General features: G+C 61.5%; 19 protein-coding genes. 8 read left to right on the top strand and 11 right to left on the bottom strand.

The features are described from left to right. The 8 genes from gyrA to HPY64_06560 form a co-directional block, all read right to left on the bottom strand. Entirely contained in the window at positions 1 to 2,466 is a 2,466-nt protein-coding gene (gene gyrA, locus HPY64_06595) for a DNA gyrase subunit A (GenBank protein NPV66797.1), read from the bottom strand. 162 nt (positions 2,467 to 2,628) lie between these two features. After that, positions 2,629 to 7,224 (bottom strand): DNA-directed RNA polymerase subunit beta', encoded by a 4,596-nt coding sequence (locus HPY64_06590; protein NPV66796.1) that lies wholly within the window; start codon positions 7,222 to 7,224, stop codon positions 2,629 to 2,631. 307 nt (positions 7,225 to 7,531) lie between these two features. After that, positions 7,532 to 8,479: a HEAT repeat domain-containing protein gene (locus tag HPY64_06585; protein NPV66795.1), complete on the bottom strand. Its 948-nt coding sequence runs from the start codon at positions 8,477 to 8,479 to the stop codon at positions 7,532 to 7,534. An 18-nt stretch (positions 8,480 to 8,497) separates the two neighbouring features. After that, complete coding sequence (rseP, locus tag HPY64_06580) at positions 8,498 to 9,913, bottom strand: RIP metalloprotease RseP (GenBank protein NPV66794.1); 1,416 nt, start codon at positions 9,911 to 9,913, stop codon at positions 8,498 to 8,500. 197 nt (positions 9,914 to 10,110) lie between these two features. Further along, on the bottom strand, positions 10,111 to 11,094 hold the full coding sequence (mvaD, locus tag HPY64_06575; protein ID NPV66793.1) for a diphosphomevalonate decarboxylase: 984 nt from the start codon (positions 11,092 to 11,094) through the stop codon (positions 10,111 to 10,113). A gap of 35 nt (positions 11,095 to 11,129) precedes the next feature. Further along, positions 11,130 to 11,855 (bottom strand): hypothetical protein, encoded by a 726-nt coding sequence (locus tag HPY64_06570; GenBank protein ID NPV66792.1) that lies wholly within the window; start codon positions 11,853 to 11,855, stop codon positions 11,130 to 11,132. Continuing rightward, complete coding sequence (gene miaA / locus HPY64_06565; protein ID NPV66791.1) at positions 11,818 to 12,804, bottom strand: tRNA (adenosine(37)-N6)-dimethylallyltransferase MiaA; 987 nt, start codon at positions 12,802 to 12,804, stop codon at positions 11,818 to 11,820. The genes HPY64_06570 and miaA overlap by 38 nt, the downstream gene beginning before the upstream one ends. Beyond that, positions 12,788 to 13,150: a YraN family protein gene (locus HPY64_06560; protein NPV66790.1), complete on the bottom strand. Its 363-nt coding sequence runs from the start codon at positions 13,148 to 13,150 to the stop codon at positions 12,788 to 12,790. The genes miaA and HPY64_06560 overlap by 17 nt, the downstream gene beginning before the upstream one ends. 148 nt (positions 13,151 to 13,298) lie before the next feature. Between HPY64_06560 and HPY64_06555 the strand changes: the two genes are divergently transcribed. From HPY64_06555 to HPY64_06540, 4 genes are all read left to right on the top strand, one after another. Further along, positions 13,299 to 13,790 (top strand): cyclic nucleotide-binding domain-containing protein, encoded by a 492-nt coding sequence (locus tag HPY64_06555; protein NPV66789.1) that lies wholly within the window; start codon positions 13,299 to 13,301, stop codon positions 13,788 to 13,790. Between the two features lie 111 nt (positions 13,791 to 13,901). Next, positions 13,902 to 14,816, top strand: coding sequence for a decaprenyl-phosphate phosphoribosyltransferase (locus tag HPY64_06550; GenBank protein ID NPV66788.1), 915 nt, complete (start codon positions 13,902 to 13,904; stop codon positions 14,814 to 14,816). Between the two features lie 6 nt (positions 14,817 to 14,822). Beyond that, entirely contained in the window at positions 14,823 to 15,761 is a 939-nt protein-coding gene (gene mvk, locus HPY64_06545) for a mevalonate kinase (protein NPV66787.1), read from the top strand. A gap of 12 nt (positions 15,762 to 15,773) precedes the next feature. Then, on the top strand, positions 15,774 to 16,565 hold the full coding sequence (locus tag HPY64_06540) for a uridylate kinase (GenBank protein ID NPV66786.1): 792 nt from the start codon (positions 15,774 to 15,776) through the stop codon (positions 16,563 to 16,565). Between the two features lie 3 nt (positions 16,566 to 16,568). Here HPY64_06540 and HPY64_06535 read toward each other — a convergent pair whose 3' ends face one another. Genes HPY64_06535 through HPY64_06525 form a run of 3 tightly spaced genes read right to left on the bottom strand, consistent with a single transcriptional unit; the run spans position 16,569 to position 20,012 of the window. Then, positions 16,569 to 17,408: an ABC transporter permease gene (locus HPY64_06535; GenBank protein ID NPV66785.1), complete on the bottom strand. Its 840-nt coding sequence runs from the start codon at positions 17,406 to 17,408 to the stop codon at positions 16,569 to 16,571. A 3-nt stretch (positions 17,409 to 17,411) separates the two neighbouring features. Then, positions 17,412 to 18,344, bottom strand: a complete 933-nt coding sequence (locus HPY64_06530) for an ABC transporter permease (protein NPV66784.1) — start codon at positions 18,342 to 18,344, stop codon at positions 17,412 to 17,414. A gap of 3 nt (positions 18,345 to 18,347) precedes the next feature. Then, entirely contained in the window at positions 18,348 to 20,012 is a 1,665-nt protein-coding gene (locus HPY64_06525) for a hypothetical protein (protein NPV66783.1), read from the bottom strand. Between the two features lie 160 nt (positions 20,013 to 20,172). Between HPY64_06525 and HPY64_06520 the strand changes: the two genes are divergently transcribed. From HPY64_06520 to HPY64_06505, 4 genes are read left to right on the top strand one after another with little or no spacing between them, the layout of a single operon-like run. Then, positions 20,173 to 21,084, top strand: a complete 912-nt coding sequence (locus HPY64_06520; GenBank protein ID NPV66782.1) for a hypothetical protein — start codon at positions 20,173 to 20,175, stop codon at positions 21,082 to 21,084. Between the two features lie 20 nt (positions 21,085 to 21,104). After that, on the top strand, positions 21,105 to 21,701 hold the full coding sequence (locus HPY64_06515) for a hypothetical protein (GenBank protein NPV66781.1): 597 nt from the start codon (positions 21,105 to 21,107) through the stop codon (positions 21,699 to 21,701). Then, the gene (locus HPY64_06510) at positions 21,682 to 23,943 is read left to right on the top strand and encodes a trypsin-like peptidase domain-containing protein (protein NPV66780.1); all 2,262 of its coding nucleotides are present in this window, start codon (positions 21,682 to 21,684) and stop codon (positions 23,941 to 23,943) included. Before HPY64_06515 ends, HPY64_06510 begins: the two co-directional genes overlap by 20 nt. Beyond that, complete coding sequence (locus tag HPY64_06505) at positions 23,940 to 24,731, top strand: TlyA family RNA methyltransferase (protein ID NPV66779.1); 792 nt, start codon at positions 23,940 to 23,942, stop codon at positions 24,729 to 24,731. The genes HPY64_06510 and HPY64_06505 overlap by 4 nt, the downstream gene beginning before the upstream one ends. Positions 24,732 to 24,833: the final 102 nt, after the last annotated feature.

The following is a 24,833-nucleotide window of genomic DNA, read 5'->3' as shown; positions in this document are numbered from 1 at the left end:
TCAGGCGGTCTCTGACCTGGTCGTGGGCATTTCCAGTCGTGGCTGGTACACTACCACGCTTCTGACCGTTTCCTTGGCACGGAGGGAGATCACGAAGTCGCCCCGGGTGCTACGCCCGCCCTTCGGCGCCAAGCTCAGCCGCATGTACTTGGTTTTGTCTTTGCTGGTGATCACCACCAGATTGTCGTCACGGCGACCGACCACGCCAGCGGCTACCTCCAGCGCATCCTCCGGCAGTTTCATGGTAATCACGCCGCTTCCGGCGCGGCCCTGCGTCGGGTATTCGGTGACCGGCGTGTACTTGGCAATGCCGGTATCTGTGATGACCCAGACGAACTGGCGCTCGTCGGCGATGCCAGCGCCAACAACACGATCGCGCTGGCCGAGTAGCTTGACCCCGCGCATGCCTCCGGCGGGCAGGCCGGTTGGGCGCACCGAGTCGACAGGGAAGCGGATGGCCTGACCCTGAGCCGTGATCAGAATTATCTCGGTTTCCTCCCGCACCGGGAAAACCCACCCCAGACGCGATTCACCCACGTTCATGACCTTGAACACGTTGGCGGTGGGGCCGGGAAGATCTTCCATACGGATGCGTTTGACATTGCCATCAGCGGCGACCAGGAACAGGAAGTCCTCCGTCAGGGAGGCAGGCAGGCTGAGGGCGGCGGCGACCTTGCCGCGATCCTTTTCCGGTAGGGCGCAGAGCGCGTTCACCGGTGTGCCCTGTTCGGGGTCTTCCGCCTGAGGGATCTGGTGCACGGGCAGGGTGGCAGCTTCACCTTTTTCGGTGAAGAGATACAAAACATGGGCAGTATTGCTGGCCAGCAGGACACGGGGCACCACGGGCGAGGTTGCAGTGATGCGCGGCGGAGTATCGGAATAGGTTCGGCTGATCAGGCCGTCAGCGGTCAGGGCTACCCAGGTATCCTCATTGGGGATTTGCAGGTCTCCGGCGGAAACATCGCTGGCCAGCCCGCCCATGATCACTGTCCTGCGGGGGTCGCCGTAGCGGGCCTTGACTTCTTTCAGTTCCTCAGCGATGGTCGCCCGCATGAGTTTGGGGCTGGCCAGGAGTTTCTCCAGATGTTTGATGAGCTGGAGCTTTTCCTTGTATTCGTCCTGAATCTTCTTGCGTTCCAGGGCGGCCAGCCGGCGCAGTTGCATATCCAGAATAGCCTGCGCCTGTACCTCGGTCAGATGGAATGCCTGACGGAGGTTCTGACGGGCAGTTTCGACAGTGCGCGAGCGGCGGATGATATCGATCGCCTGATCGAGATGATCCAGGGCCGTGAGCAGCCCTTCCAGGATGTGAGCGCGCTCGCGGGCGCGCTCCAGATCGTACTGGCTGCGACGCCGCACGACCGCCAGGCGGTGATCCAGATAGACGCGCAGGGCCTGCTTGAGGCTGAGCGTGCGCGGCTCACCATCAACCAGCGCGAGCATGATGATGCCAAAGGTGGTCTGCAGCGGGGTGAGCTTGAATAACTCGGCCAACACCTGCGCCGGATCAGCGGTACGGCTGAGTTCGACCACCACGCGCAGCCCTTGCCGGTCGGATTCATCGCGCAGGTCGCTCATCCCTTCGACCTTGCCGGTCTGGGCCAGTTCCGCGATGCGCTCAATAAGGCTGACTTTGTTGACCTGGTAGGGCAGTTCGGTGATGATGATCCGGCTCCGGCCACGGCCCATGTCTTCCAGATGGACTTTAGCCCGCACGATGATCTTGCCCCGTCCGACGGCGTAAGCAGCCTGCAGCGAGTCTTCATCTGGCGTCGTGCCTTCGGCGCGGTAGACGATGCCACCGGTGGGGAAGTCCGGCCCCTTGATAAACCGCATCAATTCCGGGACGCCGATTTCATCCAGCTTCTCCCAGTTTTCCAGCATGAAGACCAGCGCGTCGCACACTTCACCCAGGTTGTGCGGCGGGATATTGGTGGACATGCCTACCGCGATCCCGGAAGTGCCGTTGACCAGCAGGTTAGGCACGCTGGCAGGTAGTACCAGCGGTTCCTCCAGGGTGCCGTCGAAGTTCTGGACAAAGTCGACGGTGTTCTTGGTGATGTCCGCCAGCATGTCCTGGCCCATCGGCGCCATCCGCGCTTCGGTATAGCGCATGGCGGCGGCGCCGTCGCCATCAATGCTGCCGAAGTTGCCCTGGCCATCGATGAGGGGGTAACGCATGGAAAAGTCCTGCGCCATGCGGACCATGGCCTCATAGACGGCCATATCGCCATGGGGGTGATATTTGCCCAACACCTCACCAACGATGCGCGCGCTCTTCTTGTGGGCGCTTTCTGGCCCCAGGCCCATGTCGTGCATCGCGTACAGGATGCGCCGGTGAACCGGCTTGAGACCATCGCGGGCATCCGGTAAGGCGCGGGACACGATCACGCTCATGGCGTAATCAAGATACGCCTGGCGCATTTCCTCGTCGATTTTCACCGGTCGAACAACGCCGATTTCCATGCGGGCATTCCTTACTGGTATCGCTCAGGAATTGTTGCGGATTATGATATGAAATGGCAGGCCGTCTGTCAAATAAAGAAAAACAAACGTTCTAATGCTTCTGCAAAAAAACGCGGAGGGCGGCGCTACCACTAACCGCCCTCCGCATCAGCGCGTTGATGCCTACAGCGTATTGACGTCGCTCAGGTCGTTCTCGGTCTCGTCGTAAAGCTCTTCTTCCTCGTCTTCGTCCTCGTCATATTCGTTGACGAAGGTACGATGTTCCAGCGTGGTTTTCACCGCTTCACTGGCCCGGTTCTGGTAAGCGTTGAAGCTGGTACCAGCCGGGATGAGCTTACCGATGATCACGTTCTCTTTGAGGCCGTAGAGCGGGTCCTCTTTGCCTTCAATGGCGGCACCGGCCAGTACCTTGATGGTGTGCTGGAAGCTGGCCGCGCTGAGGAAGCTATCCGTACTGAGCGCGGCCTTGGTGACGCCTAGAAGCACCGGCACACCGACAGCAGGCTCGCCGCCCTTGGCCAGGACTTCCTCGTTGATCTTGAGCAGCTGCAGCTTGTCGACCAGTTCGCCGGGCAGCAGGTGGGTGTCACCGCTGCGGGTGATCTGCGCTTTGGAGAGCATCTTGCGGATGATGACCTCAAAGTGCTTGTCGTTGATGGGCACACCCTGGCTGCGATAGACCTTCTGCACTTCGCTCAACAGGTAGAGCTGGGTTGCCTCAGCGCCGAGGATGCGCAGGATGCGGTGCGGGTTCTTGGCGCCTTCGGTGAGTTGCTGGCCAGCGGTGACCCGCGCACCATCGTAGATGTCCGGCATCAGGCGGGCGCTGGAGGGGATTTCGTACTCGCGCTCTTCCCGACGCTCGTAGCGCAGATAGATCCGGCCATCCTCCAGGTGCACCTGACCATCCATCCCGGCGGTGATGAAGTCTTCACCATCCGCCTGGCGGGCCAGTTCCTGGCCGGTCTTGACCTGCTGTTCATCTTCCACCAGCAGGACGTAGCCTGCCGGGATGTCATACTGTTCGCTGACGACCTCGCTGTCGATGACCGTGGCGATACGCACGCCTTCAGGCGTCCTGGACAGGCGCACAATGCCAGCGATGTCGCTCATGACCGCTTCGCCCTTGGGTTTCTTGCGGGCTTCAAAGAGTTCCTCGACACGCGGCAGACCGCTGGTGATGTCACCGGAAGCCTGGGCGGTACCGCCGGTATGAAAAGTGCGCAGGGTGAGCTGTGTGCCGGGTTCGCCAATCGACTGTGCAGCGACGATGCCGACGGCTGCGCCCACCTGGACGACTTCACCGCGGCCCAGGTCACGCCCGTAGCACTTGGCGCAGATGCCATGCAGCAACTGGCAGGTCATGGGGCTGCGGACGTACACCTCGCGGACGCCAGCATCCACCAGTGCGTCAGCCAGGTCTTCATCGATCATCTCATTGCGGCCAACGATCACCTCACCCGTCTTGGGGTTGAAGGCCGGGGCCGCAGCAAAGCGCCCGACGAGCCGTTCCTGCATCTTCTGCCCGGCCACGTCATCGTCGGCGCGGATCCAGATGCCTGCTTCGGTTTCGCAGTCCTCCGCATTGATGATGACATCCTGCGCTACGTCGACCAGGCGGCGGGTCAGGTAACCGGCATCAGCGGTACGCAGGGCGGTATCTGCCAGACCCTTGCGCGCGCCGTGCGAGGAAATGAAGTACTCCAGGGCATCCAGACCCTTGCGGAAGTGGCTGCGGATGGGCAGGTCGATGATACGACCGGAGGGGTCGGCCATCAGACCGCGCATACCGGCCAGCTGGGTGATCGGGCCGAAGCCGCCCTTGGTGGAACCGGACAGTGCCATGATCGCAATCGGGCCGAACGGGTCGAGGCGGTTCTTGATGACTTCGCTTAGGTCACTCTTGGCCTTGGTCCAGCTGTCAATAGTGATCTGGTAGCGCTCTTCCTCGGTAAGCAGACCGCGGCGGAAGCTGCGCTCGGCTTCATCGACGATCTCACTGGCTTTGGCCAGGATTTCCTCACGTTCCTCCGGCACGGTCAGGTCGGAGACTGCGATGGTCGTCCCGGAGACGGTGGCATAGTGGAAGCCAGTATTCTTGATGGCGTCCACAATGTCGGTGGTCAGATCAGCACCCAGCAACTGGTAGCTGCGGGCCACGAGCTGCTGCAGGTTCTTTTTGTCCATCGTTTGCTGCACAAAGCGCAGCGCATCCGGCAGGATTCGGTTGAAGATCGCCCGGCCTACGGTGGTCAGTTCTGGCTCCGGTTGCGGCGGACGGTTATCGTAATAGTTGCCGAGCCGGATGGGCGTATGGAGATCGACCAGACCCAAGCCGTAGAGGTATTCGACCTCGTCCATGTCGACAACAAGGCGACGATCCGCCAGGTTGGCGATGACCAGCGGCCATTCCGGGTGCTTCTTCAGCATCTGCTGGAAATCGTAGCCGTTGAAGAGCATGCAGTCCACCGCGCCGCTGAGGGTGGCTTCGATCAGGCGGTCGACCGCGCTCTTGCCGGAGATCGGCCTGCCTTCAGCGTCGACCTGGGTATCGAACAGAATTACATCGTTCTGAGCGGCCAGGTCACGCTGCTCGGCCACACGGGCGCCGGTGGTATCTTTGGCGACGCCAATGCGCTTGCCAACCAGGCTGCTCCAGTGGCGGAACTCCTCAGCGCGGTCAACGCGAGCGATGATGTCTGCGTTGGGGTCCATGGTCAGGTAGTAGTTGCCGAGCACCATGTCCTTGGCCGGGCCAACGATGGGCGCACCGTCGGCTGGCTTGAGCAGGTTCTTGGTGCTCAGCATCAGTTCGCGGGCTTCCTGGACGGCCTTATCGCTCAGCGGTACGTGCACAGCCATCTGGTCGCCATCGAAGTCGGCATTGAAGGCGGCGCACACCAGCGGGTGAATCTGGATGGCCTTGCCCTCGACCAGGATCGGCTCAAAGGCCTGGATGCCCAGCCGGTGCAGAGTAGGGGCGCGGTTGAGCAACACCGGGCGCTCTTTGATGACTTCCTCAAGCGTCTCCCAGACTTCGGGTTTTTCCTGTTCGATGATGCGCTTGGCGCCCTTGACGTTCGTGGCGTAGTTGTACTGAACCAGCTTGCTGATCACGAAGGGCCGAAACAGTTCCAGGGCCATCGTCTTGGGCAGACCGCACTGGTGCAGCTTGAGCTTGGGGCCAATCACGATGACAGAACGCCCGGAGTAGTCCACGCGCTTACCCAGCAGGTTGCGGCGGAAGCGCCCCTTCTTGCCCTTGAGCATGTCGCTCAGGCTCTTCAGTTCGCGCCGACCACGCCGGCTGAGGGCCTTGCCGCGCTGGCTGTTGTCGATCAGGCTATCGACCGCTTCCTGCAGCATGCGCTTCTCATTGCGGACGATAACATCGGGCGCGCCAAGCTCCAGCAGCCGCTTGAGGCGGTTATTGCGGTTGATCACCCGGCGGTAGAGATCGTTCAGGTCGCTGGTAGCGAAGCGGCCACCGTCGAGCTGCACCATCGGGCGCAGGTCAGGCGGGATGACCGGCAGAACGCTCAGGATCATCCATTCCGGGCGGTTGCCGCTCTTGCGCAGGCTTTCGACCACGCGCAGACGCTTGGTCGCTTTCTTCTTGCGCTGCTTGGAACGGGTCGTACGCACCTCGACCCACAGCTCTTTAGAGAGACGGTCGAGGTCCATATTCTTGAGAATTTCGTAGAAGGCCTCCGCGCCCATGTCGGCCTTGAAGACCTGGCCGTACTTGGCGCGCAGTTCGCGGTACTTTGGCTCGCCAAGGAACTGCAACGGCTGCAGCGAGAGCAATTCCGAACGGCTTTCCTGGGCAGCGGCGCGGATCTGGTTGAGGGTCTGCGCCTTTTCGGACATCTGCTCTTCGATGTCGCGGGCAGCATCGGTGCTGCGAGCGTTGATGTTCTGTTCGGCCAGGGCGACTTCGGCCTTGCGACGGTCTTCGATGTCGATCTGCAGTTCGTTGAGACGCTCGTTGACAGCGGCCTGAATGCGGGTGATATGCTCATGCCCGATCACGGTGCCAGCGTGAACGATGACGGTATCCGCCGCTTCGAAACGGATGTCGGTGGCGGCAGTCTGTCCCAGCTGGCTTTCAATGCGATCCTGCAGGCCCTGCGCTTCGCGGATGATCTCATCGGAAAGGCGGGTGAATTCGGCGTTGTAACTGGCGTTGATCTCGGCGATCTTCTGCTGTAATGCCTCGAGGTCTGCGTCACGCTCGCTACGCAGGGCGTCGATCTGCTCGTCCAGCTTGCCGCCAAGCGCAGCCTCCTGACGAGCCAGTTCCTCGTCGATGCGCTTAAGCGCTTTCTGGCGTGCTTCTTCGTCAACATGGGTGATTACGTACTGGGCGAAGTACAGCACGCGGTCAAGATTGCGGCGGCTGATATCCAGGAGCAGGCCCAGATAGCTGGGCACTCGGCGCGTGTACCAGACATGGGCAACGGGGGCGGCCAGCACAATGTGGCCCATGCGTTCGCGCCGCACCGAGGAGCGGGTGACTTCCACGCCGCACTTATCGCAGATGATGCCCTTGTACCGAATGTTCTTGTACTTGCCGCAGTAGCACTGCCAGTCTTTGGTTGGACCGAAGATGGCTTCACAGAAAAGGCCATCCTTTTCCGGTCGTAACCGGCGGTAGTTAATCGTCTCCGGCTTGGTTACTTCGCCATAGGACCACGATAAAATCTGTTCCGGTGAAGCCAGGCTGATGCGCAGCGCGCGAAAGTCTTTCGCCTCCAAGGCGTCCCTCCTCTGCGCTCAAATGGGTTGGTGAGCGGGTGCCAGTAAACGTTAGCCACAGGTGCGGGATATTCAGTCACAGGAGGACACTCAAGCTGTCCGGCAAGGCAAAACAGCGCAAGAACTCTGGTTCTAGCGCCGATTGACCTGCACAGAATAGCTCTTTCACCCGTCCGCCACAGTATTCCTCAGTATACAATAGCCCGGAGTAGTGTCAAGACCTGTGTTGCTGATTCTTCCCGCTGAAAATATCACGGCCGGAAGTCCGGCAGAACTGCTCGCCATATTGGAGGTCCGTGGGCCTGCCTTATGGCTCGAAATCGAACAGCAGGAAATCGCCGGGCAGGTTAGCCGCGTCGTAGGCATCCTGAGCTGCGGCCAGGATTTCCTCATCATCGTCGGCTTCTGCGCGGGCGATGATGGCATGGAGTGTCCGGCGGGCTTCTTCCCCGCCGATTTCACCCAGCGCCCAGATGGCTACCTCCAGGATTTCGGTATCGTCCGTGCTTTCAATCAGGCGGATCAGGTCAGGCACAGCTTCTTCAAGGCCGATATGCCCGGCGGCACGGGCGGCCTCATATTGCATCTCCGGTGTTGAACTGTTCAATTCCCGGATGATCTGCGGCGCCCATTCCTCGTCACAGGTGCGGCCCATGGCAAAAACGGCGCTCATCCGCAGCGGCAATTCGTCAGTGTTGTAGAACTCCCGGATCATCTCGGCCACGCCTTCGCGGCTGCAGTTGGCAATCGCTTCCAGTGCGTGGCGGCGGAGTTCATCATCCTCGTCGGAATGCAGGATGCGCAGCACGGTATCCTGGGACAGGCGTGCGTCGGCGCGGCTGATTTCCTCGTACTCCCCCAGCAGGATGAAACGGCCCAGTTCGGTGATGGCAGCGCAGCGAACATCCTGGCTGACGTCGTGCTGGGCGATGTCCACCAGCTTGCGCAGGTATTCGACTGTCTCATCCTCCCACAGCCCCTCGATGGCATACTGACGCACTTCGCTATCGGGATCGTTAAGCGCTAGGTGGTTGATGCCCTGAAAATCCAGCTCAAAGTTGTTTTCGCTGATTTCGTTCAGATGCTGTAGCAGCGATCGCCGCCGCTCAACCGGGATTGACGGCCAATCCCTGGCCAGGCGATTCAGTTGCTGCCGGTCCAGCCCGGAAAGGCCATAGACAGTGGCGGCGTCAAAGGGCCGGCTTTCATCGAGCAGGATGGGCATGATATCTTGGAAGTCTCTTGGCTTGACCATAGCTCCTCGTATGGCAGGTTACGGCAGGTGCTGTACTACCGGATTGACGATGTCATTGACGATGAAGATGCCCATGGCGCCCAGCAGGAGCAGAAGGCCGATCATATGCACCATGCCTTCGCGCTCCGGCGGGATCGGCTTACCACGCAGCAATTCGATCACCACAAACAGGATGCGGCCACCATCCAAGCTGGGGATGGGCAGCAGATTAGTGAGGCCAAGGGCCAGGCTGATCACAGCGGCGAAATCCAGGATGGGCAGGACGTTCTGGTACTCAAAGCTTTCTTCAAGTCGCTGCCCGCCGATCTGGCTGATGCCAACAATGCTGATGGGGCGGGCCTGGTTCGGATCAAGGTTGCCGCGGATGATCTCGATGGGCGCTTCGACGATCATGCGTACAGTGTCGCCGGTGCGGGCCAGACTGTAGTTGATGGCGTCCCCCAGGCTGGCTGGCTCAAAGTCGATGATGGCGTCGTAGTCAGCCAGGGTGAAGCCGAGTGCGGCGTTGGACTGCTGGGCGCCAATGGAGATGCCGATAGGACCCTGGTTAGCCGGTGGGTCAACGCGAGGGGTCAGGCGGACGGTGAATTGCTCGCCGTCGCGTTCAATAAGGAGGGCGATTTCCTGCCCCTTGTGCGCATTGGTGAATTGCTGCAGGCTGGTCAGGGATGTGAACTTCTGGCCATCGCCTTCCAGCACAATGTCGCCCGGTTGCAGACCAGCCAGGTCCGCTGGAGAGTCCTTCACCACAGCCAGGATTACCACGTTCTCTACTGACCCGGCAGGCGTGACCGTGTCAACGGGCAGTGTCGCCTCGAAGGTCTCCGCGCCGCGTTCCACGGTCAGGGTCACCTGGGTACCTTCGCGGAAGGCCAGGTACTCAGTCAGGGCGGCGCTGGAATCGATGTAGTCGCCGTCAACACGAACGATGACATCGCCTGCCTGCAGACCCGCCGCCGCAGCCGGCGAATTCTCGGCCACGCTACGGATGGCGACGGTGGCGCCACGGACTACCGGCAGCCCGATCAGAGCCATGACCATGAAAACGACCATCGCCGTCACAAAGTTCATCCCCGCCCCGGCGGCCAGGAACAAGATCCGTTCCCAGGGTTTGGCCATGAACACACTTTTGGGGTTTGTCACCCCGCGTCGCCGTGCTTCTGCCCAGTCGCCGGAGGCCTGAGCCTCGCCTACCGGGCGCACGAAATCCTCCCCCAGGGGGCGCACGAAGCCGCCCAGTGGCAACCAGTTCAGCGTGTATTCAGTGCCCCGGTGCTGGAACAGACGGGTGATCCGTGGAGGGAAGCCAATCCCGAATTCCAGGATAGTAATCCCCACGAGCTTGCCTGCAATGAAGTGGCCGATTTCATGCAGCAGGATGGTGGGGACGAGCATGATCACAAACGAGGCAAGCGACAGCAGAAAGTCGTTCATGGTTTACCTTTACAGGGGCCTGCAGCGATTGGGGCCTGACCTGACGAACGAGGGGGCGCTTGTACGCCCCCTGGCACTTACACTTATGGATCCTGCTTCGGTGGCCACACTACTCAAATTATAACCCCGGGCCGGGTGCCTATCAAGATGTCGCGCGGGCAGAGCGCGCTTTCTAACGATCTGTTAAGCCCGTTGCCCTATGCTGTCTCAAGGCGCGCCGGCCCAGCTGGCACGGCGCGATAGACCTGCAACACGCCGGGCAGCTGGCGCAGGCGTGGTTCGATCACGGTAGCCGCTGCAGCGGTGCAGATGCAATGCACGTTGGGGCCAGCGTCAATGGTGAAGCAGACATCCAGACCCTCTGAGTCGCGCCAGCGCCGCACCTGATGCATCACTCCCAACGTAGCGGGTTCCCAGTACAGCAGGGAGGGGTTGCCAGTCATCATCACGCTGTGCATCACATTACTATCAAGCTCCACCACCGGCGCTAGCGCCGCAAAATCGCGGGCCAGAATGGCGGCCCGGCAGCGTTCAAAACGCTCCTGAGCGGTAGCCAGCCGCGCGCTCTGGAGCGGGCTGGTAGCGGCGATGACATGTCCGGCGGTTGATCCTGTGGTTTTGTGGGCGCGGCTGACAACGGCAATGAGATCGACAAGGTCCCAGTAATCGGGCGGGGCGAAGCTTTCGGCATAGGAGTCTTCGTGGGTGGCTCCGGTATACCAGGCCACGTATCCGCCGGGGATCGAGCGGGCGGCAGAACCGGACCCCAGACGAGCCAGGGTGCTCAACTCGCGTTCGCTCAAGCGCATGCCCAGTGCCGCTGTTGCAGCAAGGGAAAGCGCGGCAAAGGCGGAGGCTGAGGAGGCGATGCCAGCGCCAGCCGGAAAGTTGTTGGAGGAATCAACGCGGGCGAATCCCTGATGCCCGCTCAGGCGGCGGATGTGGTCGAGATGGTGGACGACGCGGTCGCGGGTGGCCCCGGTGACCTCCTCGCCGTTGATGATCACCTCATCAGTCGCCAGCCGATCTTCCCAATCGACTCGGGTTCGGGTCTGCAGACCGGCCAGATTGAACGAAATCGAGGGCGAGGCGGGAAGGCGTAGCCGGTCATCTGCATTGCCCCAGTACTTGATCAGGGCAATGTTCGGCGAGGCAATAGCGATTGCCGTGCAGGTTTCCATAGTCAGAAGGCTTCCTCTTCAGCTTGTCGGGGCGGTTAGCCGCCAAGCGGCTGGGCCTGACCCTGGCTGACCAGGCCAATCGAGAACTCCACCGTGTTCGAGCTTAGCTCCGAGGTGACATAGACACCCTGCGTGTTGAAGATGGGCGTGGCTGTGGCTCCGGGCGGCACGTTGAGGATGCCGGGGAAGCGGTTGCGGTAGATGGCCCGTATGGCGTAATTGCCGGCCTGCAGATTCAGGTTGCTCAGGCGTGCCGGGGTGAAAGCGATCGACTCGGTGCAACGTTGCCGGGGGCCAAGCACATGTAACGTTTCGACGGGAAAGGTCTGCCGCTCCGGATTCGGCGGGCGCAGGGTTGCCGGTTCGCTGAAGATCGCCCGATCAGGCAGGCGTGTGATCTCGATGCTCAGACCAGCCGTGCCATCGTTGCGGAGCAGGGTTTCCTGCGGGACAAAGAACAGGGTTACCGGACCAACACCGGTATTGTTGAAAGTGACATTGACGATCAATTCCTCGTTCATGCCGATGTTACGCCGTGGCAGATCAAGCTCAAGCTGCAACGCGCTACTGGAGCGGGCGGCCAGCAGGGACTGGTTGTTGCCGCCGGGGATGGGATGAGCCAGAGCACTGCAAGGCACGCCAAAGCGACTGGTAGGAGCAACCTGCGGCAGCGTGATCATCAGAAGCATGACGAAGGCAAAGACAAACGCTGCCATGACATTGCTATTTGTCTCGCGGAAGAACGCTCTTGCTCGGTGCATGGGGTTCGCTTTCAAGCCATTGGCGCACGAACTCTATGATAGTCTCCGCCGGGGTTTCTGTCATGTCAAACCAGTACGCATCGCGGTTGTATTTGCGGAACCAGACATCCTGCCGACGGGCAAAATCGCGTGTTTCCCGCCGCAGCGCGGCGATGGCTTCCTCCAGAGCGCACTCACCCTCCAGATAGGCGATGATCTGGCGGTAACCCAGCCCGCTCATGGCCGGGCAGCGGCGGTCAAAACCCGCGGCCAGCAACCCTTGCACTTCCTCCAGCAGGCCGGACGCCAGCATCTGGTCGATGCGAGCGTCGATGCGCGCATGCAGATCGTGGCGCGGGCGGGTGAGGCCGATCTGCAGGATGCGATAGGGGGGCGGGGTACGGCGTTGCTGGGCGCTGATCGGCTGACCGGATTCCAGAAAGACCTCCAGAGCACGCACGACTCGGCGCACATTGTGGGGATGGATGCGAGTGGCAGCTTCTGGATCGCATTGCCGGAGGCGTTCCCAGAGCGCCGTTGACCCGTGCTGCGCCGCATACGCCTCCAGTTCGGCGCGCAGGGTTGGATTGGGGCGGACTTCCGGGATGTTCCATCCCTCGATCACAGCGCTGATGTACTGCCCCGTTCCGCCAACAAGCAGCGGCAGGCAGCCCCGACGGAGGATATCGTTGATAGTCCTATAGGCCAACCGCTGAAAGGTAGCAAGCGAAAGCGTTTGCGCGGGGGTGACGATATCCAGCAGGTGATGTGGCACCAGCGCCTGTTCGGCAGGGGTCGGTTTGGCTACGCCAATGTCCATCCCGATATAGACCAGCCGGCTATCAACGCTGACGATCTCGCCGTTGAATGCCTGTGCCAGAATCAGGGCCAGCGCCGATTTGCCAACGGCGGTCGGCCCCAGCAGAACGATCACAGAGCCGGTAACGGGATCATCACCAGCTGATGGCATCACGGATAACCTCAATGCGGGGGCCACGGCGATTAAGGGCGACGACGGCCAGATCCACTCGCCAGGAAGACTCTTCAAGGTTGTGCGCTTCCAGGTAAGCGTTGACAGCGGCCAGCAGACGATTCTGCTTGGCCGCGGTCAGGCTTTCAATGGCTGGGTCGGTATCTTGGGCGCGGCGTGTACGCACCTCAACGAACACCCATTCGTCCCCCTGACGGGCTACGATGTCCAGTTCGCCCCCCGGGCAGCGCCAGTTACGCTCAACGATCCGGTAACCCTGTGCCTGCAGATGGCTGGCAACAAGTGCCTCGCCATAGGCGCCCAGTTGCATTCGCGGGGTTGGCATCGGCGGTTGACCTGCCTGTGTGGAATCGTCACTGGCGATGTTTTCTAACCCAGGATGGGAGGGAAAGCAAGCTAATTGTTGCTTTACGCTTGGCGCCCGTGCTACAATTCAGTTATCTTAATGACTGACATAAGCTGGCGGGGGTCTCATGTCCCTCATGACTGTGTTGCGGCAGGCTGACATCTTCTACGAGCTTACCGACAGCCAGCTTGAGCAGGTCGCGGCCATCTGCGAAGAGCGTGTTTTTGAGGCCGGCGAAATTGTCTTTGAGGAAAACACGCGCGGCGATGAGCTGTACGTGATTGCCTACGGCGAGATCGAGATTCAGGTAAACCCGGCCTTGATCAGCGGGCGTGAGACCACCGGGCCGCAGACCATCGCGACGTTGCGTCGTGGGCAGTCGTTCGGCGAGATCGCCCTGGTGGATGAAGGATTGCGCTCCGCGTCAGCGCGCTGCGCTCAGCATGATACGCGGTTGATCGTCATTCCGCGTGACAAGTTGATGCAACTCTGCGAAGCCCAGCCGCAGCTTGGATACCGCCTGATGCGTAACCTGGCCGCTGACCTGGCGATGAAGATCCGTAACACTGATCTACAGGTGCGGGAGCAACTGACCTGGGGGCCGGAGCATAGCAGATAAGGTTGCGATTCAAGCTGAATCATACCTGGCGCTCCAGCGCGCAACCTCCTTTCCGGTTGCGCGTTTTCTGTTATGATTGGTGGGACGTATCCGCGAACAGGTATGGGGATTATGAGCGATATCACCGATGCCCGGCAGGCGCGATTGCGGACCCTGACTCAGATTCCGATGGCGTTGCTGCGTACCATGCGCCCCCGGCAGTGGGTCAAGAACGGTATGGTCTTTGTCGGGCTGGTTTTTGACGCGCAGATGTTCGATCTGCAGGCGACCGCCAGGGTCGCCGTTGCCTTTGTACTGTTCTGCCTGGTGGCAGGCACGGTCTATATCATCAACGATCTGGCTGATCTTGAGAAAGATCGCCTTCACCCGCGCAAACGGTATCGTCCATTGCCCGCCGGAGAACTGCCGGTAGGTGTGGCAGTTGCGGCGGGGGTGTTGCTGCCGCTGATAACGCTGGGGATTGCGGCGTGGTTCAGCCCGCCGCTGGCGCTGACGCTACTGGGCTACCTGTTGCTCCAGCTGGCCTATTCCTTCTGGCTGAAGAATGTGGTCCTGATCGATGTGCTGGTGATCGGCGCGGGCTTTCTGCTGAGGGTGGTGGCTGGTGTGGTGGTGATTGAGGTTGCCCGTTTTTCGCCGTGGCTGTATGTGGTGACCGGCTTCGCCTCCCTGTTTTTTGCGGTGGGTAAACGGCGGCAGGAGCTTCTGCTCCTCAATGACAGAGCGGAAACTGTGCGCCCGGCGTACCGCAACTATACGCCGGCGTTGCTGGATGATATGCTGCGGATGGTGACCACCGGGACGCTGCTGGCTTACACGCTCTACACATTCGAGGCGCATCCAGAGCGACCTTTTATGCTGCTAACCATTCCCTTCGCGCTGTACGGGATTATGCGCTACCTGTATGTAATCCATGTCCAGGGGAAGGGCAGCGCGCCGGACGAAGTATTGCTGGAAGATGTTCCCCTGATGGTGACCATTTTGTTATGGGGGCTGGTTGTCGTCGGCGTGCTGTACCTGAGCTGAGCGCCTATGGCAGAGATCACGGCTACCGCGCCGGGCAAGATCATCCTGTTTGGCGAACACGCAGTTGTCTATGGCCAGCCGGCGATTGCCGTTCCGCTCGCGGTGGTACAGAGCCGGGCGGTGGTCAGGCCGGGACGAGCCGGTGAAGGGTTGATCATCGTCACTGCCAACCTGGGGCGCACCTTTGTCGTAAGGGCAGAGGCTCAGCCGGATGACCCGGCGCTGGTGGTGGCTGCACGTCTGCTCCTGACTCATCTTCGCAAGCCTGTGCCAGATCTGCAGGTGGTGCTGCACAGCACGATTCCGGTTGCCAGCGGGCTGGGCAGCGGAGCAGCCGTTACCACGGCGCTGCTACGTGCCCTGAGCGCTGCATTGGGACAGCCACTCGATAATGTGACTCTGAATGCCCTGGTTTACGAAGTCGAGAAGCTATATCACGGCACGCCCAGCGGCATCGATAATACGGTGGTAGTCTATGGGCTCCCGGTCTATTTTGTCCGGGGCCAGCCGATCGAAACCTTCACGATCGGCGCACCGGTTCACCTGCTGGTAGCCGATACAGGGCTGGCCAGCCCGACCCACGTGGCGGTTGGCGATGTGCGAATGCTCCGTGACGCGGACCCGGCCCGGATTGACGCCGTGCTGGAAGCCATCGGCACGGTGGTGCGTTCGGCGCGGGCAGCGATCGAACAGGGCGATACACCGGCCCTGGGAAGGCTCGCCCGCGAGAACCAGGCCCTGTTGCGCGAATTGACCGTCTCATCCGAGGCGCTGGAGACTTTGATTACTGCGGCGGAAGCTGCAGGCGCGGAAGGGGCCAAGCTTTCCGGCGCAGGACGTGGGGGCAACCTGATCGCCTTTGTCAGGGCAGAAATGGCGCCGGCGGTCATGACTGCGCTCAAGGCAGCGGGCGCTGTGCGGGTGCTATACACCGTGTTGACATGAGGGGCAGGTGGGATGCTTACCTTTGTCAAACTGGGCGGTTCGCTGATCACCGACAAGCGTGGCGTAGAGGTGTTTCACGCGGAGCGGACGGCAGCGCTGGCGCGGGCGATTCAGCAGGCCAGGCAGGCGCGTCCGGACCTGCAGCTGGTGATCGGGCATGGCAGCGGGTCATTCGGCCATGTCGCCGCCCATCGCCATCAGACTGCGGCTGGTGTGCGTACCGCAGCCGAATGGGAGGGATTTGCCGAAGTAGCGCGCGCCGCAGGGCGGCTGAACCGCCTGGTAACGGATGCGCTGGCCGGTGCGGGTATCCCGGTCTGGAACCTGCAACCGTCGGCCTCTGCCGAGTGCGCTGACGGCGCGTTGCAACGCCTGGAAGTCCGACCGTTGCAGGTGGCACTTGAGCACGGGCTGGTGCCGCTGGTGTACGGTGATGTGGCTCTGGATACGGTGCGCGGCGGGACGATCGTCAGCACGGAGGCGCTCTTCTTCTTCCTGGCTCCCGTACTACGTCCGGAGCGCGTGGTGCTGCTGGGCGAGGTAGCGGGCGTATTGGACCCGGCAGGCAGGGTTATTCCACGGATTACTCCGCTTGACCTGCCTGAGATTGAGGTTGCGCTGGGCGGATCGCATGGTGTGGATGTAACAGGGGGGATGGCTTCCAAAGTGCGCGATATGGTTGCCCTGGTCACGGCGATTCCCGGTTTGACCGTGCAGATTGTTTCCGGCCTTGACGCCGATCTGGTGCGTCAGGTGCTGGTCACACCTGATTCGGCGGCAGGTACGGTGATTTGCGGCGGCTGAGGTTCAGACACGGTGGCCAGCGGTATCCTGCCAGGCGTCAGCCAGGCGATTAGCGGCGAAGATCGTCACCGTAATCGCGATGCCGGGCGGCAGGGCGATCCAGGGGGCAAGCCTGAAGACAGCGCGGCCTTCGCTGAGCATTGTGCCCCAATCCGGTATAGCCGGGTCGCCGCCAAAGCCCAGGAAGGCAAGCGCGGCGCCATTGAGGATGGCCCAACTCAAAGAGACCCCGGCGAAACTGAATAGACTTTCCTGAATGTTAGGCAAAATGTGAAAGAGCAGAATCCGTCCGGGCGGCACGCCGATGGCATGGGCGGCGTCAATGTAAGGAGCGCTGCGCACCATCAGGACGGCGGCGCGTACCACCCGTGCGTAAGCCGGTAACCCCGCCAGACCCACCGCCAGTGCGATGGAGAGACGGCCCGGACCGATCAGAGCGATGATCGCCAGTCCCAGTAGCAGGTTCGGGAAGGCGAGCAGGATGTCCATGCCCGCCATAAGGAGGCGGTCCATCCAACCCTGGCTATAGCCAGCCAGGACACCCACCAGCAAACCCGGTAGGATGGCGATCCCGGCACCCAGCAGGGCGACCAAAAGAGTCTGTTGACCGCCCCACAGCGTCCGGCTGAGTACATCACGACCCAGGGCGTCGGTGCCAAGGGGGTGCTCTGGCGAGGGGGGACGCAGGTGCGCTTCGGCTACCGCCGTGCGCGGGTCGGGCAGGTTGAGCAGCGGAGCAGCCAGGGTGATCAGCGCGATGGCGCCCAGGATTAGCACAGGGACATCAAAGGGCCGGGGTTGGCGTTGCGGCGGGCCGATCAGATCAGGCAGTGGGATGCGCAAGGCTCAGCTCTCCTCCGCCGGGCGCAGGCGCGGATCAAGCAGGCCATGCCCGATGTCGGCCAGCGTGTTCACCACACTATAGGTAATGGCCGCCAGCACAACCACCCCCAACACAACCGGATAATCCTGGTCAATGACCGCGTGCTGGAGCAGTTGCCCGATTCCCTGCCGGACGAAGATCATCTCTGTGATGACGGTGCCACCCAGCAGGAAACCGGTCTGCAGGGCAATAATCGACAGGATGGGCGGGAAACTGGCACGCAGTACATGGCCGAAGAGGATTTGCGAACCACGCAACCCTTTGGCGTAGGCGGTGCGTACGAAAGGAGCCTCCTGTGTTCGACGCAAACTGGTGCGAGTGACGCGGGCGATACTCCCGGCTACATGGAAACCGAGCACACCTGCCGGGAGCAGCAGGTGCGTCGGACTACCCGATCCGGTAGCTGGCAGCAAGTCAAGCTGCGTGCTGAATACGTAGATGCCCAGCGTGGCTGTCCAGTAGATCGGCGAGGCGAGGGCCAGCACATTCAGGGCGCCAGCGAACTGGCCGGGCCAACGAGGCCAGTAGAAGGCTTCAATCATGCCCAGTGTCAGACCGAGGATGATGGCGATGACCAGGGCGGCGCTGGCCAGGCTGACGGTTGCGCCGAGTTGCTCGCCAATCAGCACACTGACGGGCTGCTGAGTCAGGTAGGAGTAGCCCAGATCGCCGCGGGTGAGGTCCAGCAGGAACCGCGCATACTGGATGGGCAGGGGCGATTCCAGCCCCAGGGCGGCCCGGCGGGCAGCAATGCTCGCTGGCGAAGCGCCTCCCTGCAGCATCTGATTGGTGATCGCGTCGCCAGGCAACAACCGCAGGGCCAGGAAGGCCAGTGTGGACGCTCCCCAGACTGTCAACAGGGTTGTGAGCAGCCGGTCGCGCATGAAGCGCCACATGGCTCAGTCCTCGCCGGCGATCCAGCCAAAGTTGTGAAGCAGCGGGAACCAGCCCTGGGCGTCAAAAGCCACGCCGGTCAGGCGGGCGGTCGCGCCATTGAGGTTGACGTAATCGCGGATAGGCAGGATCAAGGCCTGTTCCATGATCCTCGTCTGGGCGGCGGCGTAGAATGCCGATCGGCGGGCCAGATCGGTCTCGCGCCCGGCGTCTCTCAGGTAGGTATCCAGTTCAATGTCTGAATAACCGGTCCAGTTCAGCGCACCGTCCGAAAGGAAGAACTGCTCCAGCAGGCTGGCGTCACGCCCAAAGAAGTTGAGCGCGATCAGATTGTAGGTTCCCTCGGCGGCGGCTTCGCGCAGCTGGCCGAGACCGGCGACCTGCCGGATCTCCAGATCAATGCCGACCTGGCGCCACTGGCTCTGGATCAGCTGGGCTACCTGTGGTATCTGGCCCCAGGGCGGAATCACCATGGTTATTTTGAGCGGCAGACCGGCGCTGCTGACGGTCGGGGCGGGGGAGGGCTCGGCAGCCGCCTGGGTAGGCACGCTCTGCAGGCCAGCAGGCACCATCAGAATGCCCTCGGCGTTGCGCTCCGTGAAGCCTACAGCGGAGAGCAACGCCTGCGCCTGCACGATGTCATACGGATAAGTGTCGACCACCTGCGGGTAGTAATCGTCTGTGACTGCGGTCAGCGGGCCAAAGGCCACCGGGGAGAAACGCTGAAAGATCGTCTCTGCAATGGCAGTGCGGTTAGTGGACAGGATGAGCGCCTGCCGGACGGTCAGACTATCCGTTGGGAAGCGGCGCGTGTTCATCAGGAATTGCAGGGGCTGGCCGGGGATAGGAACGGGATACAGGCGGACCTCCGGATTGCCGGAAAGCAATTGAGCGTCGATTGGCTGGATTTCGCCAACGATGTGCACTTCGCCGCTTTCTAGAGCCAGCGTCCGGGTGGGCGGATCCTCAAAGAAGCGGAACTCGATGGTTTGCACCGGGTTGTCCGGTAGAATGTAGAATGGCGGCCCCCAGGCATACTGGGGGTTGCGGGTCAGCACCAGCCGGTCGCCCGGCACGTATTCCACCATGCGAAACGGCCCGGTGCCGATCTGGTGGAATTGATAGGTGGCATTGTCGTATTCGGCGAGTTGCGCCGGGCTGGCAATGCCCAGATAGACCTGGCTGAGCGAGTCAAGCAGCGGCGCATAAGGCTCGCTGAGGTTCAGGCGGATAGTGCGGTCATCCAGCACTTCGTAGCCGGTCAGCGGACCGAGCATGAAGCGGGCCTTCTGAGAACCGTTATCCGGGTTGGTGATCCGATCCAGGTTGGCGGCGACGGCCTGCGCGTTGAACGGTGTGCCATCATGAAAGACCACATCAGTGCGCAGGCTGAAGGTGTACGTGCGGCCATCAGCGCTGATCTCCCACTGGCTGGCCAGACCGGGCACGAACGCGCCGGTCGCCGGGTCACGGTAGACCAGGGTGTCATAGACCGACCGCAGGGGGATGCCCAGTTCTGCTGAAGCGTTCAGGTGCGGGTCAAAGCCGCTGGGCATGAGGGTGAGGCCATAGACGATTTTGGGTTCGGGCAAGGTCTGGGTGGCCGTACCGCCAGCGCACGCCGCCAGCAGAATAGCCAGGAGAACGGTAAGCAGACTGAGGCGTTTCATTGGATTTTTAGCCCCCGGCGGTTATGCTTGAGCCAATCGCATTGCCGCTGGCCAGTATACCGCAGCGGTATCTGGCCGGGGTAGCGCGGCATGGGCGCGGGCGATCCGCTACGCTAGAATCAAAACAAGCGCCAGCATGTGTTCCTGAGAGGCGCAGGTTATGACTGTTTTTCGCAATTTGCCGCCCGACGATGAGGAAGAGCCACAACGGCTATTCTTCCGGCCTGTGTGGCGCCCGGCACTGATTGAGCTGGCTATCCTGGCAGCGCTGGCAGCAGGCGTGTATCTGGCTGTGCCGCGCCCTTCACTGGATGCGGGTGGGCGTGTGATAACCAGCACGATTCTGGCTCTTGTGCCAGCAGCATTGTGGCTTGGGTTTTCGTGGTGGCCTGAACGTCGGGTGCAGCGCCCGCGTCAGGGTTTGCTCAGCGTGATGGTAGTCAGTTTCCTGGTCGGCAACGGTGTGACCGCCCCGGTGATTGAGCAGTTCATTGAACCGGGGCGCTGGTTGGACACCGTGTCCGGGATTACACGCATTGCCGGTTTCACACTAACGGTGGGCATGGTATCTGAATTGTCGAAGTATCTGGTACTGCGTTACCTGGCCTGGCCGGGACGCCTGGAACGACGGGTGGACACGGTGGCTTATAGCCTGGCGGCGAGCATGGGGCTGGCGACCGTGTTCAACCTGCGGTTTGCGTTACTGGAAGGCGGCGGGCAGCCCGGCCCGGCAGCTATAGCGGTGACGTCAATGGCGTTGATGCAACAGGCCGCCGGCTTGCTGGTGGCAATCGGACTGATGCGGCTCAAGATGGATCGGGTTCGGGCTTTCGATATGCCGCTTTACCTGCTGGGGGGCGCTCTGTTGCAGGGGGTATTCACGGCGGTTCGGGCCGGTCTGGTAGTGCCCGGCTTTGGCATTGGTGCAACGGCGAATGCCCCGCTGAGCGGATTGATCTTTGCCGTGGTATTCGCCCTGCTCCTATACGCGATCTCGGCCTTTCTCATTGGCAGCGCGGAACAACGCGACCAGCACCGAACGGCTCCCGACCCGGTTTGGCGATTGCCTTAGGCTGCGGCTGGATGGTTGTGATGACCGGCTCATCTTCCCTGCAGGATTTCCCTCTCACGCGCACACAGCGCTGGGCCAATGCGCTTACCGTAGTGGTGGCGCTGTTCGGCTTGGGAATCGGGTTCCTCATGAAGGATCAGATCATCAGCGCCACAGTGCCTTTTCGTGACCTGGCGGCGGGCATCCTGGCGCGTTACCCGCAGGGCTGGTTGCTGGATACGGCTGGCGATTATGTCTTTCGGGTTCGCGATCCTGAGTCGCCGCGTTTTCTCACGACCCTGCAGGTGCAGGTCATCGCGATCGGTCAGGATGCGGCGGCGCGTAACATTCTTGATGATCTGACACTGCAGCGGGCGCAGACTCTGGCCGCTTACCGCATTCTGCGCGCCATTCCGGACACCCTACCGGACGGAGACCCTACCACGCGGGTCGAATACGTCTATGTAGCAACCGAAACGAACCCATTTCTGGAGCCGGTGCCAGTGGTTGTGTACGGGGTGGACATGGTGACGCTGAAGCGCGGACAGGCGGTTATCGTGACCTTCCGTGTGGAAGCTGAGCGTTTTGAAGATGAAGCATGGCGATTGGAGCAGTTTCTTGCCTCACTCGAATTCTAGGCGGTTGCTGGCACTGGCGCTGACTATCGTCCTGCTGGCGGCGCAGCCGGCGATCCTGCCGGTGCAAGCTCAGACAGTGGTTGATTTCACCACTATTGCGCGGGCGACGGTCTACATCACCAGCGTGTATGATGTCACCGGGCGGCGGGTCGTTTCCTGTACGGCTTCCGGAACACTGGTTTCCGCGGATGGGCTGATTCTAACCAACGCGCATGCAGTCGTGGATAGCGAACGGTGCCGGGTAGAAGACATCGCCATATCTGTAGCGGTGCGCCTGAATGAACCGCCGGTGCTAACCTACTATGCCGATGTGGTCAGCTACGATCTTGGCCTTGACCTGGCCGTGCTGCGGATCACCCGGCTGATCGATGGTCGACAGGTGGAGAAGGACACGCTCAGCCTGCCATTTGTCGAACTGGGCGATTCGCGTCAACTGCGCCTGGACGATACCATTACGGTCTTCGGTTACGAGGGAATCGGCGACCAAACGGTTACGCTGTCACGCGGCACGATTATCGGCTTCATCGCTGAGGCGCGTGGTGGCGAGCAGGCCTGGCTCAAGACCAGCGCGACGATCCTTGGCCCGATGGCCGGTGGGGGCGCCTATAACAGCGCCGGGCAACTGATTGGGATTCCGACCACAGCGCCGGCCAGCGATCCGGCGGCGGTTCTGGATTGCCGGCAGGTGCAGGACACCAATAGCGATGGCTTGGTTGACAGCCGCGACCGCTGTATTCCGGTTGGTGGGTTCATTAACGCTTTGCGGCCTGCACATCTAGCGCGGGGGCTAGTACGTGCAGCACGGTTGGGCATTGTCGATGGCGGGCATATGGCTTCTGTACAGGTCGCCGCGGCAGCGGCTGCTGCAGGAGAACCAGGCTTTGGGCCGATCTTCTTTACGCCATCGATCAATGAGGCTGGCCAGCCGACGATGTTCGTGACTCGCCTGCCTTCCGGCACCAGCGGCCTCTACCTGTGTTTTGAATACCGGAATATGCGGCCTGGCATCACCTATGAGCTGCGTACCACACGCAACGGGGATAGCGCCCCGGCTGTCAGCCAGGCCCCGACGCTGTGGAGCGGTGGGGTGAACGGTTTCTGGTACATTGGCAGTTCGGGGCAGGTGTGGCAAAACGGCGTCTATGAATTTGCGCTGCTGATTGAAGGGCGTGTGGTGCAGACGGCACGGATCACTATTGGCGGAGCGCCGGAGCCGACGCCATCCTTTTCAGATATTGTATTTGGGCTGCTGGATAGCAGCGGCAACGTCATCGGCAGCGGCTATACGCTGGGGGTGAGCAACATTGTGTCCGCCCGGTTTATCTTCCGCGACATGACGGCGGGCTTGCCCTGGGCAGCAATCTGGTACTACGAAGGGATTGAATTGCGGCGTGACGGCGGTAGCTGGAACCTGGGACCTTCGGGGTCACAGACGATCAACATCACCGGCGACCTACTGCCCGGTCGCTACCGCCTGGAGCTTTACGTCGAAGATCGGCTGACAGCTGCCGCTAACCTGATATTGGCCGGTGGGCAGGAGGGCGTTTTTGCCCGTATCCTGAGCAACCCGCGTTTTTCCAGCAGCATTAGTGGGGGATCGCCCAGCGGTCCGGCGACCGAGTCGTTCAGCGCCGGGATTAGCGATCTGTACGCATTCGTGGACTGGCAACAATTGGCGCCCGGCACGCCCTGGACGTATCGCTGGCTGGTGGACGGCGAGGTGTTTTTTGAGCACACCGAAGCGTGGGCGGTGCCGGAGTCGGGCGTTGACTTCTGGATCCGGTTAAGTTCGGAGCATGGGTTGCCTGATGGCGCTTACCGGCTGGATATCCTGCTGGGTGGACAGCTTTTTATCTCCCAGACGGCGCGGGTCGGGCTTGGCCAGTTGCCGGTGACCGCTGGCAATCTGGCGGTCGGTGTGCAGGCAGGCGGGGTGGTGGTGGACGCACTGACCGGGGAGGGTATTCCCGGCGTGTTGTTCATTGTCCTGAAAGCACAGTTTTCCGTTGCTGATTTTGTCTGGGATGAGTCACAAATATTCGGCATGTCTATGACTGACAGTCGGGGGCGTTTTGAACTGGATCGCCTGCTGCCTTACGGGGAGTTGTACAGTGTGGTCATCGTGGCTGATGGCTACCTGCCGGTGGCGGCAGATGCGATCAGCCTTGACCCGGCAGATCCGGAACTGGCGGATGGGCGCCTGGAATTTCGTCTGGAACTGAATCGAGACCTGACCTCATGAGTGATCGGGAACGGCTTGATGTGTTGCTGGTCACGCGCGCACTGGTGGAGAGCCGGGAACAGGCTCGCCGCCTGATCATGGCCGGCGAGGTGCTGGTCGATGGGCGGCTGGTGGATAAGCCTGGCACCAGGGTGCCGCGCGAGGCAGCGTTGGAAGTGCGAGCCTTGCCGCGCTATGTCAGCCGGGGCGGGGAGAAGCTGGCTGCAGCCCTGGAGGTCTTTCCGGTGCAGGTCACAGGCGCAATCTGCGCCGACGTGGGAGCCAGTACGGGCGGCTTTACCGACTGCCTGCTTCAGCATGGCGCGGCGCGGGTGTATGCCATCGATGTTGGCTATGGCCAGCTCGATTACCGGCTGCGCCAGGACGAGCGAGTTGTCGTGCTGGAGCGTACCAATGCGCGCTATGTGGAGCGGCTGGCGGAAGCAGTTGATCTGGTGACGATCGACGCTTCGTTCATTTCCCTGCGGCTACTGTTGCCGGTGGTAAAGGGCTGGCTGAGGCCGCAGGCCAGCGTGATCCCACTGATTAAGCCGCAGTTTGAAGCTGGCAAACGCGACGTGGGCAAAGGCGGGGTCGTACGCGATCGCGCTGTACACCGCCGCGTGCTGGAAGACATACTAACAGCAGCGCTAGGCTTTGGTTTCACCGTGCACGGGCTGATCCGCTCACCCTTGCTGGGGCCATCAGGGAACATCGAGTTTCTGGCCTGGCTGAGGGTTGGGGCGGATGCTCCAGGTAAAGCCCCAGCCGATCTGATCGATGCGGCGCTGAACGAAATCGCCCGCTGATCCCTTCCGCAGTATTCTCAATAGAAATGCGACTCCGTGATAAAGTTGTTGTGGTTGCGAGACAAACAACCCAATCACAGGAGCCGCACGATGGACACTATA

This window comes from Anaerolineae bacterium (assembly GCA_013178165.1).
Taxonomy (GTDB): domain Bacteria; phylum Chloroflexota; class Anaerolineae; order Aggregatilineales; family Ch27; genus Ch27.
This window is presented reverse-complemented; position numbering and strand designations above follow the sequence as displayed.